Source organism: Pseudomonas sp. PDM30 (genome assembly GCF_019218985.1).
Classification (GTDB): domain Bacteria; phylum Pseudomonadota; class Gammaproteobacteria; order Pseudomonadales; family Pseudomonadaceae; genus Aquipseudomonas; species Aquipseudomonas jessenii.
Window position 1 is genome coordinate 149,561 of sequence record NZ_JAHUWM010000012.1, and the last position, 12,645, is coordinate 162,205.

10 protein-coding genes are annotated in these 12,645 nt (G+C 61.5%); 6 read left to right on the forward strand and 4 right to left on the reverse strand.

Features of this window, described 5'->3' with window-relative positions; translation table 11 throughout:
- Positions 1–3: 3 nt before the first annotated feature.
- Both paaG and paaF read right to left on the reverse strand, forming a co-directional pair.
- Complete coding sequence (paaG, locus tag KW840_RS24725; protein WP_218498099.1) at positions 4–795, reverse strand: 2-(1,2-epoxy-1,2-dihydrophenyl)acetyl-CoA isomerase PaaG; 792 nt, start codon at positions 793–795, stop codon at positions 4–6.
- A gap of 42 nt (positions 796–837) precedes the next feature.
- Positions 838–1,611, reverse strand: coding sequence for a 2,3-dehydroadipyl-CoA hydratase PaaF (gene paaF, locus KW840_RS24730; protein ID WP_218498100.1), 774 nt, complete (start codon positions 1,609–1,611; stop codon positions 838–840).
- Between the two features lie 348 nt (positions 1,612–1,959).
- On the opposite strand from paaF, the gene paaY reads away from it, so the two are divergent.
- The 3 genes from paaY to feaR all read left to right on the forward strand — a co-directional run bounded on the left by paaY (position 1,960) and on the right by feaR (position 4,672).
- Positions 1,960–2,556, forward strand: a complete 597-nt coding sequence (gene paaY / locus KW840_RS24735; protein ID WP_218498101.1) for a phenylacetic acid degradation protein PaaY — start codon at positions 1,960–1,962, stop codon at positions 2,554–2,556.
- Between the two features lie 176 nt (positions 2,557–2,732).
- Positions 2,733–3,656 (forward strand): phenylacetic acid degradation operon negative regulatory protein PaaX, encoded by a 924-nt coding sequence (gene paaX, locus KW840_RS24740; RefSeq protein WP_007972019.1) that lies wholly within the window; start codon positions 2,733–2,735, stop codon positions 3,654–3,656.
- A gap of 101 nt (positions 3,657–3,757) precedes the next feature.
- Entirely contained in the window at positions 3,758–4,672 is a 915-nt protein-coding gene (gene feaR / locus KW840_RS24745) for a transcriptional regulator FeaR (RefSeq protein ID WP_057713989.1), read from the forward strand.
- Positions 4,673–4,807: 135 nt separating this feature from the next.
- Here feaR and tynA read toward each other — a convergent pair whose 3' ends face one another.
- Entirely contained in the window at positions 4,808–7,096 is a 2,289-nt protein-coding gene (tynA, locus tag KW840_RS24750) for a primary-amine oxidase (RefSeq protein WP_218498102.1), read from the reverse strand.
- Positions 7,097–7,329: 233 nt separating this feature from the next.
- Between tynA and KW840_RS24755 the strand changes: the two genes are divergently transcribed.
- The 3 genes from KW840_RS24755 to KW840_RS24765 all read left to right on the forward strand — a co-directional run bounded on the left by KW840_RS24755 (position 7,330) and on the right by KW840_RS24765 (position 11,376).
- Positions 7,330–7,830 carry a sigma-70 family RNA polymerase sigma factor gene (locus tag KW840_RS24755; protein ID WP_057713991.1) on the forward strand — a complete coding sequence of 167 codons (501 nt, stop codon included), beginning with the start codon at positions 7,330–7,332 and terminating at the stop codon, positions 7,828–7,830.
- A gap of 40 nt (positions 7,831–7,870) precedes the next feature.
- Entirely contained in the window at positions 7,871–8,854 is a 984-nt protein-coding gene (locus KW840_RS24760; RefSeq protein ID WP_218498103.1) for a FecR family protein, read from the forward strand.
- A 98-nt stretch (positions 8,855–8,952) separates the two neighbouring features.
- Positions 8,953–11,376, forward strand: coding sequence for a TonB-dependent receptor (locus KW840_RS24765; RefSeq protein WP_154863640.1), 2,424 nt, complete (start codon positions 8,953–8,955; stop codon positions 11,374–11,376).
- 86 nt (positions 11,377–11,462) lie between these two features.
- Here KW840_RS24765 and KW840_RS24770 read toward each other — a convergent pair whose 3' ends face one another.
- Positions 11,463–12,614, reverse strand: coding sequence for an MFS transporter (locus KW840_RS24770; protein WP_057713994.1), 1,152 nt, complete (start codon positions 12,612–12,614; stop codon positions 11,463–11,465).
- Positions 12,615–12,645: the final 31 nt, after the last annotated feature.

The window sequence follows — 12,645 nt, forward strand, 5'->3', positions numbered from 1 at the left end:
GGCTCAGCGTCCCTTGAAAACTGGGGTGCGTTTTTCCATGAAGGCGCCGACACCTTCGCGGTAGTCCTCGCTGCGCCCGGCCAGACGTTGCAGGTCTTTCTCCAGCTCGAGCTGTTCGTCAAAACTGTTGCTCATGCTGGCGTTCAGGCTGCGTTTGATCAGCGCCAGACCGTAGGTCGGTTGTGTGGCGAGGTGGCGGGCCAGCTTCAGGGCTTCATTGCGCAGTTCGGCGTCTTCCACACACTGGTAAATCAAGCCCCATTGCTCGGCTTGTTCGGCGCTAAGGCGGTTGCCCAGTAGTGCCAAAGCCTTGGCCCGGGCCATGCCCACAAGACGCGGCAGGGTCCAGGTGCCGCCTGAATCAGGGATCAGGCCAATCTTGCAGAACGCCTGGATGAAACTGGCCGAACGCGCCGCCAGCACCAGGTCGCAGGCCAGCGGAATGTTGGCGCCAGCGCCGGCGGCCACGCCGTTGACCGCGCAGATCACCGGCAGCGGCAGGTCGCGCAACTGGCGGATCAGCGGGTTGTAGAACTTCTCGATGGACTCGCCCAGATCCGGCACGGCGCTGCCTGGCGCGACATTGCGGTCGCTCAGGTCCTGCCCGGCGCAGAAGCCGCGACCTTCACCGGTCAGCAGCAATACGCGCACGTCAGGGTTCTGCCGCACTTGCTTGAGTGCTTCTTTCACTTCGCCATGCATCTGGGTGTTGAAGCTGTTGAGCTGGTCCGGCCGATTGAGGCTGAGCAGGGCGACGCCGGCGTCGATGGAAAACAGGATGTGTTCGAAGTTCATGGTCTTGGCGCTCTCTCGGAGGTCATTCGAATTCGTTGCGGATTACTGGCCGGTGAAGGTCGGCGAGCGCTTTTCCTGGAAGGCCGCAATGCCCTCGTCGCGGTCGCGGGTGCCGGCCAGCACGGTGAAGGCGTGACGCTCGAAACGCAGGCCGCTGGCCAGGTCCGTGTCCATGGCCTTGAGCAGCGCCTCCTTGGCCAGGCGCACCGCCAGTGGCGCCTTGGCCGCAATGCTGCGAGCGATGTGCAGGGCGCGATCGACGGTAAATTCCGGCTGGGTCACTTCGCTGACCAGACCGACGCGCTGGGCCTGACGGGCGTCGATCGGCTCGCCCGTCAGCACCATTTGCATGGCCATGGATTTGCCGACGGCGCGCAGCAGACGTTGGGTACCACCGGCGCCGGGCATGATCCCGAGGTTGATTTCCGGTTGGCCGAAGCGGGCGTCAATGCCTGCAATGATGATGTCGGCGTGCATCGCCAGTTCGCAGCCGCCGCCGAGGGCGAAGCCGTTGACCGCGGCGATCAGCGGTTTGCTGAAGCGAGTAATGGCTTGCCACGAGGCCTGGCGCGGGTCGTCGAGGATGCCGACCAGATCGCGCTCGGCCATTTCCTTGATGTCGGCACCGGCGGCGAAGGCTTTGCGGCTGCCGGTGAGCACCACGGCGCGGGTGTCGGGGTCGGCTTGCGCGATGTTCAGTTCAGCGGCCAGTTCGCCCAGCAACTCGGTGGTCAGGGCGTTCAGGGCTTGCGGGCGCTGCAGGGTAATCAGGCGGACGCCAGGCTCGATCAATTCGACGGCAAGGGTCAGAGGCATGGCGGATGCTCTCACGGTGCACGCTCGGCGGGGTGCCGGCTCGTTATTGGATCGGCCGCAGGGGCCGGTTTTGCCCAAGTATAGCTATAACGTGATACGTAAATGCAATACGAAAATTGATTTAATGTGTCTTATTGGTGTGCGTTTGGATTTTCAATCTTCCCGCTGAAGGGGTGCTGATGGCGGGTTTTGCCTAGAAAACATTGGGTTTTATAGTGATTTTTGAGGCGTGCTGGCATTCGTCGGAAAGGTGTATTTCAAGTGATACGGTTTTTAGTCTTTGTGCTGTTAAAAGTGATGTGATACAAAATGAGTCACTATTTGCATCGCTTTGTGAAGGAAGCTTCCATGACCTGCTACAGCCTTGATGGCCTGACTCCGGTGGTTGATCCGAGCGCTTATGTGCATCCGTCCGCCGTATTGATCGGTGACGTGATCATCGGCCCCCATTGCTATGTCGGTCCGCTGGCCAGCCTGCGCGGGGATTTCGGGCGGATCGTGCTCGAGGAGGGCGCCAACCTGCAGGACACCTGCGTGATGCACGGTTTCCCCGACAGCGACACCGTGGTCGAGCGCAATGGCCACATCGGCCACGGTGCGGTGCTGCACGGTTGCCGGATTGGCGCCGATGCGCTGGTGGGCATGAATGCGGTGGTGATGGACAACGCCCGGATCGGTCCGCGTTCATTCGTTTCGGCGGCGGCGTTCGTCAAGGCCGGTTTCGAATGCCCGGAGCAGTCGCTGGTCATGGGCGCACCGGCCAGCGTCAAGCGCAGCCTCAGCGATCAGGAAGTGGCGTGGAAGCAGGCGGGCACACGTGAGTATCAGGAGTTGGCCAAGCGTTGCCTTACGCAGATGCAGGTCTGCGAACCGCTGGCCGAGCCGGAAGCTGATCGCCCGCGCATCAGCGACAGGGGGTTGCGGCCCAAGGGCAGTTCCCAGTGAATACAAATCCCTTTGTAGGAGCGAGCTTGCTCGCGATGGACGTCAACGATGACGCGGGCTGTCTGAATGCCCGTGTTGTCCGGACGTTTTTCGCGAGCAGGCTCGCTCCTACAGGTGGATGCGATTAACAGGCAGAGTTTCGGTATATTCCTTTTCTTTTTTTACACGGAACGCCCATGTCGTCCCTGACTCCCTTGAACCATCTGATTACCCGCTTCCAGGAGCAGACGCCGATCCGCGCCAGTTCCTTGATCATCACGTTGTACGGGGATGCCATCGAACCCCATGGCGGCACCGTCTGGCTGGGCAGCCTGATTCAATTGCTCGAGCCCATCGGCATCAACGAGCGGCTGATTCGCACCTCGATTTTTCGCCTGACCAAAGAAGGCTGGCTGACCGCCGAGAAGGTCGGTCGCCGCAGTTACTACAGCCTGACCGGCACCGGTCGCCGGCGTTTCGACAAGGCCTTCAAGCGGGTCTACAGCACCACGATGCCGGCCTGGGATGGCTCCTGGTGCCTGGTGATGCTCTCGCAGCTGACCCAGGACAAACGCAAACAGGTGCGTGAAGAACTGGAGTGGCAAGGTTTCGGCGCGATTTCGCCGGTGGTGTTGGCCTGTCCGCGCAGCGACCGTTCCGACGTCAATGCGACCCTGCTCGACCTCGGCGCGCAGGAAGACACCATTGTCTTCGAAACCACCGCCCAGGACGTACTGGCCTCCAAGGCCCTGCGTCTGCAGGTGCGCGAGAGCTGGAACATCGAGGAGCTGGCCGCGCACTACAGCGAGTTCATCCAGCTGTTCCGGCCGCTGTGGCAAGCCCTGCGCGAGCAGGAAAACCTGCAACCGGCCGACTGCTTCCTGGCGCGGGTGCTGCTGATTCACGAGTACCGCAAGCTGCTGCTGCGCGACCCGCAACTACCGGACGAGTTGCTGCCCGGCGATTGGGAAGGCCGCGCCGCCCGCCAGTTGTGCCGCAACATTTACCGTTTGATCTACGCCAAGGCCGAAGAATGGCTGAACGCTGCACTGGAAACGGCCGACGGCCCGTTGCCGGATGTGGGTGAAAGCTTCTATCGGCGTTTTGGCGGACTGAAATAGCACGTCATTGTTCAGGGAGTGGTGCGGTTCAGGAGACTCGAAGCATCCGATGTCGTGTGGATTGACGTAGACAATAAAAATAAGCCTGCGTGAGGCCTGACATGATTTCCACAACAGCACAGCGCCATGATGGGTTCGACCAGTGGATCCATCAGATCAACCAGATCTGTGGCGCCTTCAACGCACAACCCCTGGGCAGCGAGTTTGCCGGGCGCATCCGCGAATACCAGAGCGATGCGCTCAAACTCAGTTTCGTCGACGTGTGCCAGGCGCGTTTGTACCGTACGCCCCAGGAAGTCGCGGCGGGCGAGGGCGGCAAGTATTTTGCGGTGTTCCAACTCGACGGCACGGCGGGCATGGCCCAAGGCGACGACAAGGTCTTGCTGTCCCCCGGCGACATCACGCTGATCGATGCTTCGCGGCCCAGCGACTTCACTTATGGCGAAAACTCTCGGCAGTTGTCGCTGATCCTGCCCTATCAACTGGTCGAGCAAACCCTGCGTTTCAATCAGGTCAAGTGCGGCCACCGGATTGCCGCAACCTCGCCCATCGCGATGCTCTCGCACCGGTTGATCCTCGATGCCACCCGCCAGCAGCACCTGACCCGACAGGAAAGCGAAGCGACCCTGGAGGCGATTGTCAGTCTGCTGCGCCCGGCGATCAGCCAGGCCGACGATTGCACCGATGCACATGAGCGGATCTTTCGCAAGACGCTCACCTGCATCGACGAAAACATTCGCTCCGAAGACTTGTGCCCGGAATGGCTGGCGCGGGAAGTCGGCATGTCCACCCGTGGCCTGTACCGGATGTTTGCCAAGAAAGGGCTGGTGGTCGCGCGCTACATCAAGAACCGCCGCCTGGACCTGTGCGCCGAATCCCTGCGCCAATCGGGCAAGGAGGAGAAGTTGTCGGTGCTGGGGTATTCGTGGGGGTTTTCCGATTCGAGCTACTTCTCCACCGCGTTCAAGTCGCGCTTCGGCATTGCGCCGGGGGAGTATCGCAAGCGGCATGCTTGATCGTCTGCATGAACACCGCTTGACCCTGTGGGAGCGAGCTTGCTCGCGATTGCGGAGTTTCAGTTAACATTTAAGTCGACTGACACTCCGTCATCGCGAGCAAGCTCGCTCCCACAGGTATTGCGTTCGACCTGGTTACTTCGGTGAGCTGAGGTTCAACGTCGGCGTTTCATCGAAGAAATTCCACGGCTTCAAGAGCACATGCACCCATTCGGTCGGCATGATCGGCCACTCTTCGGCGCGGGCGATGTGGGTGGTGCCAGTGGTCAGCCAGACCACGTCGTCGGTGTTCTCGATGGAGTGGTTGTCCTGGGTGAACTGCCCCAGGCCCGAGTCCTTGTCCGAGCGGTTCGGGTATTTGCCTTCCGGGTACTTTTCCTCCGGGTTGTATTGCGTCACCCATAGCTGCTTGTCCATGAAACTCAGGCGGTGGTAGAGCCATTCGTCCTTGCCGAAGTTGGCACCCTTGGCCACCGGGTGCGTGCCGCCGGCATAAGGGATCAGCTGATAGGAAACCGGGTTGCCGACCTTGTTCTCCTTGCTGAAGTTGGTCAGCAGGCGCACGGTCGACGGGTCGAACTTCTGCGCCGCTTGCTGCTCGTTTCCGACCACTTTGGTCTCGGTCTGCATGGTGCTGGTGCGCGGCCCGCCACGGTCGTTGGGCAACACCACCGGGTTCACTTCCACCAGCGAATTTTGCTCGCCGTCCACGTCCATATCGAGGCGGAAGTTGTAAATGTGCTGGTGCGTGGTGCCGACGATGTTGTGGTCGAGCAGGGTGCCGTAGCGCGTGTCTTCCCTGGCGGTGTCTTCGTGCATGGTTTTCGAATTCACGCCTTTGACCGCTTCGATACCGGTGGCGCCGGCGTCGATGCCGATGGTGCCGTTCTGCTGGAAGACCCAGTCGAAGATATAGTCGTAGTTGCCCACGGTGCTGATCCAGCGCACTACCAGCTCACGGCGCTCGGTGCTGAGGTTGGGCTGGCCCATTTCCTGGTGTTTGTATTCCGGGCCGGCGTAGCGTTCGAACACCGCGATGGCGCGCGGGATTGCGGTCGGTGCGCCGGTGTAGTCGGCGATGGTGGCGTCCAGCAGCACGGCGTTTTGCGGGGCGTCTTTGCCACGGGCAATCGGCGAGGTCAGGGTGCCCATGCCGTAGTCGCCGGAGTCGAGGTAGGCCTTGAAGTACCAACCGACGTCCGGGTCGCCGTAAGGCACGATCATGCCGCCCAGCGAGCCTTCGTACATGATCTTGCGTTTCTTGCCTTTGTCGTCGTAGGTGACGGTGGACAGGATCGGCCCGACCCGCGAATCGAGGCGAACATGGAAGTCCCAGTTCTGCCAGTGAATGCTGTTGCCGCTGATGGTGTAGTTCTTGCCCTCGGGCTCGATGATTTCCAGCGGTTTGACTGCGACGCCCTGGCGTCCGCGACCGTCATACGGCGTCGGATTCATCGGCACCGGAATGAGCGCTTCGTCTTCGATCTTGATCAGCTTCTTCTGTTCCAGGTCGACAATCGCCACCAGGCCTTCAATCGGGTGCGCCCAGTAGTTGCCGTCACCGGTGTTGAGGTAGCTGACGATTTTCAGCAGGCGCTTGTCCTGCGCCAGGCCGTCCTTGCCGTCGAAGAAACCGACAGTCAGCGGCGTGGCCACGACTTTTTTCACGTCGTTGATGCCGCGCTTGGCCAGGGCCTGGGCGTATTCCGGGCTGGTTTCCACAGCCGTCTGCACCGTTGCGAAATCGTCCAGCAGTACCATGCCGTGGGCGCCTTCGATCGGCTTCCAGGACTTGAGTTCTTTCGTGTCGAGGTCGACCAGGGCTTCGATCACGTGCTTGCCGTCGAGCACCACGATTGAGGCCTCACGCGGCTGGGCGACGTTTTGCCCGGTGAGGACGAAGTTCCACACCTGATTCTTCGGCGGCTCCTTGACCGAGACTTCGGTGAAGCGGAAGCCAGGCTTGTAGTTTTCCGATTTCTTGACGATGTCCACGGCCGTGGTGATTTCAGCCGCGCTCAGGGGGTTGAGCGGGTTGGGGCGGGTCTCGACGACGAAGGTCTTGTCCAGCCCGGACTGGAACACCTGGTTGATAAAGTCCTTGGACATGAACGCCGTATGGTCCTTGAACACCACCGGCACCGTTAGCTCGATACGCTTGCCGTTGAGCATCGCCACTTTGCTGTCGGGCTTTACCTTGAGGTAGACCCCGTCCTTGGCAATGGTGAACAGGTTGGCGTAATCGTCCCATTTCACCGTGGCGCCAAATTCCTCAAGACCCGCTTGCAGCGGCACCATTTCGGCGTGACCGCCGTGGGCCTGGGCATTACCCGCCCAGAACGGCAGGCCGAGGGTGCTCAGGGTGATGGCCAGGGCGAGGCGGGCCAGCGGTGTTCTCTTGGGCGATGCTTTGGGGCTGAACATGTGTGAATTCCTGGGTGAAAGCCGGGTACGGGCATTTCTGCACTTTGTTACAACCAGTCAATGGCTGCATTTGAATGCCTGCCAGATTTCTTTGGTTCCGTGCCGCAATTGAGCTTTCCTGACGAAATGCACAATGGCAAGGGGATAAAGTGCCCTGTGTGGCGGACGCAAACCATTGCTTCAAGTTAATAGGAAGCATTACTATTCACGCCCCGTCTCCACAGCACACCGCAATGACCCTCAAGCTGCCCCGCAGACACGGCTTTTTCGAGCATTACGAAGAGTTGGTTGGCACCTGGACCCGTCGCCTGAGGAATCGTCAGCAGGCCGAGGATCTGGCCCACGATACCTTCGTGCGGGTGCTTGAGTCCGATTCGGCGGTGGTGCAGCAGCCCCGGGCGTATTTGCACCAGACCGCGCGCAACATTGCCGTGGATGGTTATCGGCGTGAGGACCGGCGGGGCGCCATGGAGTCAGAGGCGATCGATCTCAGTGAGTCGCCGACCGGCGACCCGGAGCATTTCATGCACGCGATCCAGCTGGCTGATTCCATCGAACGGGCGCTCACCGAGCTGCCGGTCAACTGCCGCAAGGTGTTTGTCTGGCAGAAAATCGAGGGCCTGACCCAGGCCGAAATCGCCGAACGCCTGGGGCTGTCCAAGAACATGGTGGAAAAGTATATGATCCGCACGCTTCGGCATCTGCGCGATCGCCTGGACGGGTTGCAGTCATGACCGGCCGCGCCTTCTCCTCCCCAGCCAAACAGGAACTTCCATGATGGATACTCGTGATTGTGCGTGCGGGCAAACAGCGGTTCGCGATGACGCGGCGCAGTGGTTTGTGCGTTTGCAGGAGCCTGTTGCCGATGTCGAAGTGCGGCGTCAGTTTCAACTCTGGCTGGAGCAGCACCCCCAGCACCGCAACGAATTCGAAGTGCTCCAGGGCTTGTGGAGCGCCGCTGACCTGGTGCCGACGGCGCGCTTGCGGGCCCTGTGTGAAACCCCGCCAGCCCTGAAAAAACGTCGTCCCGTGCTACGTTACGCGGTGGCTGCCAGCGTGTTGGCGGTAGCGCTCGGCCTGGGTTTGTTCAGCGGCCTGAATCATCCGGCGCCTTATATCGCCGAGTTTTCAACGGCCCTGAATGAGCGACGCCAGGTGGCGTTGCCCGATGGCTCGGTGGTCGATCTGGACAGCCGCAGCCGGATTCAGGTGCGCTTTGAAAAGGATCGCCGCAACGTTGAGCTGACCGAAGGCGAAGCGATGTTCAGCGTCGAGCATGACACCAGCCGGCCTTTCGTGGTCGCGGCGGGCAGCGGCAAGGTCACGGTCACCGGCACCCGATTCGACGTACGTCATGGCGCCAGCGAAACCCGGGTGGTGGTGGAGCAGGGCAGCGTCAAGGTTCAAGGTCGCGACGCCGCCGATAACGATTTCATCAATCTGACGGCAGGCCTTGGCACCCACGTCGATGCCCAGGGCAAAGTTGCCGCCGCCTATGCCGTCAACCCGGCGGAAATGACCGCCTGGCGCAACGGCAAACTGGTGTTCAACAATGCCAGCCTGGCCGATGTCGCCGAGCAGGTCTCGCGCTATCGCGAGAAGCCACTCAAGGTCGCCAGTGCAGCGGTGGGCGATCTGCGCCTGACCAGCGTGTTCAAATCCGACAACACCGATGCGCTGCTCAAGGCCTTGCCGAGCATCCTCCCCGTGGCCGTGCGCACCCTTGGCGATGGCAGCCAGGAAATAATTTCAAAATAAAATTCAGGTTTTTTTCGAGTTCATCGTCTTCCTGTTCAACTGCAACTGGTTTGCATTAACAAGCGCACACTCTTGCGATCCACAGGATTACGTTCGACGTGAAAAACTCCACCGCTAAAAACAACAAACTCCCCTGGTTACCGCTGGCCCTCGCGCTGGCGGTCAACGTTGCGCTGCCCCAGGCCTTTGCCGCCGATGCCATCCGCATCCCGGCGCAACCCTTGGGACAGGCCCTGAGTCAGTTGGGCCAGCAAACCTCGCTTCAGGTGTTCTTCAGCCCTGAACTGGTCGCCGGCAAGCAGGCTCCGGCGGTGGATGGCAACCTTTCCCCGGAAGACGCGCTGCGCCAGTTGCTGCAAGGCAGCGGCCTGCAATACCAGATCGATGAAGGTTCGGTGACGCTGATGCCGGCACCAGCATCGGCGGCCAGCGGTCCACTGGAACTGGGCGTGACTGACATCAAGGTCGTCGGTAACTGGCTCGGCGACGCCGATGCCGCCGTGGTGCAGAACCACCCCGGGGCACGAACCGTGATCCGCCGCGAAGCCATGGTCGAGCAGGGCGCGATGAACGTCGGCGACGTACTCAAACGTGTCCCGGGCGTGCAGGTGCAGGACGCCAACGGTACCGGTGGCAGCGACATTTCCCTCAACGTCGGCGTGCGCGGCCTGACTTCGCGCCTGTCGCCTCGCTCCACCGTGCTGATCGACGGCATCCCGGCGGCGTTCGCGCCTTACGGTCAGCCGCAACTGTCCATGGCGCCGATTTCCTCGGGCAACCTCGACAGCATCGACGTGGTGCGCGGTGCCGGTTCCGTACGCTACGGACCACAAAACGTGGGCGGCGTGATCAACTTCGTGACCCGCGCGATCCCGGAACAGGCCTCCGCGGAAATCGGCACGACCCTGGAAACCTCGCAGCACGGTGGCTGGAAGCACATCGACACGGCATTCATGGGCGGCACCGCCGACAACGGCATGGGCGTGGCGCTGTTGTATTCCGGCGTGAACGGCAACGGTTACCGTGAAAGCAACAACGGTAACGACATCGACGACGTGATCCTCAAGACCCATTGGGCGCCGACCGATGTCGACGATTTCAGCCTCAACTTCCACTACTACGACGCCAAGGCCGACATGCCCGGCGGCCTGACCCAGGCGCAGTACGACGCCGACCCGTTCCAGTCCGTGCGCGACCACGACAACTTCAGCGGTCGCCGCAAGGATGTGTCGTTCAAGTGGGTGCGGCAGATCGACGATCGCACCCAGGCCGAAGTGCTGACCTACTACACCGACAGTTTCCGTGGCAGCAACATCGCCTCCCGTGACCTGAAGACACTCAACTCCTACCCGCGCACCTACTACACCTACGGTATCGAACCACGGGTGTCTCACGTCTTCGATGTGGGCCCTACCACCCAGGAAGTCAGCGTCGGTTATCGCTACCTGAAAGAGGCCATGCACGAAGAGGCCAGCCGTGTGGCGCTGGTCAACAATGAGCCGGTCGTGCGTCCGGGGGCGGACGGCCATGTCTATCAGGACCGTACCGGTGGAACCGAGGCCAATTCGGTCTACGTCGACAACAAGATTGACGTTGGCAACTGGACTGTCACGCCAGGCATTCGCTTCGAGCACATCAGCACCGATTGGCACGATCGCCCGGTACTCGATAACGCCGGTAAACGGGTGCCGGAGAAAAAACGCAGCATCGAGAGCAATGAGCCGCTGCCGGCCCTGAGCGTGATGTATCACATGTCCGATGCCTGGAAGTTGTTCGCCAACTACGAAACCTCGTTCGGCGCGCTGCAGTATTTCCAGCTGGGGCAGGGCGGTATCGGTAATGAGCCCGCCAACGGCCTGGAGCCGGAAAAGGCCAAGACCTACGAAATCGGTACGCGCTACAACGATGACGTGTGGGGCGGTGAAGTGACGCTGTTCTACATCGACTTCGACGACGAACTGCAATACATCAGCAATGACGTGGGCTGGACCAACCTCGGCGCGACCAAGCACCAGGGTATCGAAGCGTCGGTGCACTACGACATGGCTGCGCTGAACCCGATGCTGGACGGCCTGACCGCCAACGCCGGTTTCACCTACACCCGCGCCACCTACGAAGGTGAGATCCCGGGCTTCAAGGGCCGTGACCTACCGTTCTACTCCCGCCAGGTGGCCACCGCCGGCCTGCGTTACGACGTCAACCGCTGGACTTACAACCTCGATGCGTTCGCCCAGTCCAAGCAGCGTTCGCCGGGCACCGGCGTGAACGCCGATGGCAGCTTCAACGGCGACTACATCACTGAAGGTACCGCTGATGGCCAGTTCGGTGATATCCCGGGTTACGTGCTCTGGAACGCACGTGCCGGCTATGACTTCGGCCCGCAAGTGTCGAACCTGAAACTGGGGGCGGGGGTGAAGAACATCTTCGACAAGCAGTACTTCACCCGTTCCAGCGACAACAACTCGGGCATGTATGTCGGTGCGCCGCGCACGTTCTTTGTGCAGGCCAGTGTCGGGTTCTGATAGACCGAGGTGAATTCATCGCGAGCAAGCTCGCTCCCACAGGTTCCGTGTGATCCCTGTGGGAGCGAGCTTGCTCGCGATGCTTTTCAGACCTTCAACACTCTCCCGCCAATGGCCACCGCCACCAGCAACACCGCCATCAGGGCAAAGGCGAAACTCAAGCTGCTGCCATGGGCGACGAAGCCGATGACGGCGGGGCCTGCCAGGATGCCCGCATAACCCAGGGTGGTAATGGCCGGCACGGCGATGCTTTCGGGCATGACCGTCTGCTTGCCGACTGCGGTGTACAGCACCGGCACAATGTTCGAGCAACCGGCACCCAGCAACGCATAACCCACCAGCGCCGCCTCCCAGCTCGGTGCGAACGTTGCCAGAAACAAACCTGCGGCGGCGGTCAGCCCGCCGGACACAATCACCCGCGTCGCGCCCAACCGCCGTACGATTTTGTCACCGGTCAAACGCCCGGCCGTCATGGTCAAGGCAAACGCCGCATAACCGAGCCCCGCATACGCGGTGTCGATGCCACGTTCCTGTGTCAGGAACACCGCGCTCCAGTCCAGCGCCGCACCTTCGGCGAGGAACACGATGAAGCACATGCCGCCAATGAACAGGACGATGCCATGGGGCACGGCAAACGCCGGTCCCGAACTCTCGCTGCCGTAGGGCAACAGATGCGGCACGGCCTTGGCCAGCGCGATCAGCAGCAACACGATCACCACCAGCGTGGCCCCCAGGGGGGAGATCCCCAGGCCAAGCAATCCGCTGACGCCTGCCGCGCCGACAATCCCTCCCAGGCTGAACAGGCCATGGAACCCCGACATCATGTTTTTGCCGCTGGCGCGCTCGACGATCACTGCTTGCAGGTTGACCGTCGAATCCACGGTGCCGAGCCCCGCGCCGAACATGAACAATGCGGCGATCAGCGCCGGAATCGACGACACCGTCGCCAGCAGCGGCAGGGCGGCACAGATCAGCAGGGTCCCGCCGGCCGTCACCCGCCGGCAGCCGAAACGTGTGGACAGGATCCCGGCCAGCGGCATCGCCAGGATAGAACCTACCCCCAGGCACAGCAGCAACAATCCCAGGGTGCCTTCATCCAGTCCGGCCCGGGCCTTGGCATAGGGCACCAGCGGTGCCCACGCGGCGATGCCGACCCCGGCGATGAAAAAGGCGATGCGCGTGGACATCTGTTCCAGGCGCCCGGGAACGAAGGTGGTTTGGCTGTTGAGGCTGGTCATGACAATCCTTGGCAAAAAGCGTCGCGTCCTC

Excerpts from the sequence above, each read along its gene's own strand:
- paaY (WP_218498101.1), top strand. The coding sequence starts at position 1,960 with ATGACCTGCTACAGCCTTGATGGCCTGACTCCGGTGGTTGATCCGAGC.
- feaR (WP_057713989.1), top strand. The coding sequence starts at position 3,758 with ATGATTTCCACAACAGCACAGCGCCATGATGGGTTCGACCAGTGGATC.
- paaG (WP_218498099.1), bottom strand. The coding sequence starts at position 795 with ATGAACTTCGAACACATCCTGTTTTCCATCGACGCCGGCGTCGCCCTG.
- KW840_RS24770 (WP_057713994.1), bottom strand. The coding sequence starts at position 12,614 with ATGACCAGCCTCAACAGCCAAACCACCTTCGTTCCCGGGCGCCTGGAA.
- tynA (WP_218498102.1), bottom strand. The coding sequence starts at position 7,096 with ATGTTCAGCCCCAAAGCATCGCCCAAGAGAACACCGCTGGCCCGCCTC.
- paaX (WP_007972019.1), top strand. The coding sequence starts at position 2,733 with ATGTCGTCCCTGACTCCCTTGAACCATCTGATTACCCGCTTCCAGGAG.
- KW840_RS24760 (WP_218498103.1), top strand. The coding sequence starts at position 7,871 with ATGATGGATACTCGTGATTGTGCGTGCGGGCAAACAGCGGTTCGCGAT.
- KW840_RS24755 (WP_057713991.1), top strand. The coding sequence starts at position 7,330 with ATGACCCTCAAGCTGCCCCGCAGACACGGCTTTTTCGAGCATTACGAA.
- paaF (WP_218498100.1), bottom strand. The coding sequence starts at position 1,611 with ATGCCTCTGACCCTTGCCGTCGAATTGATCGAGCCTGGCGTCCGCCTG.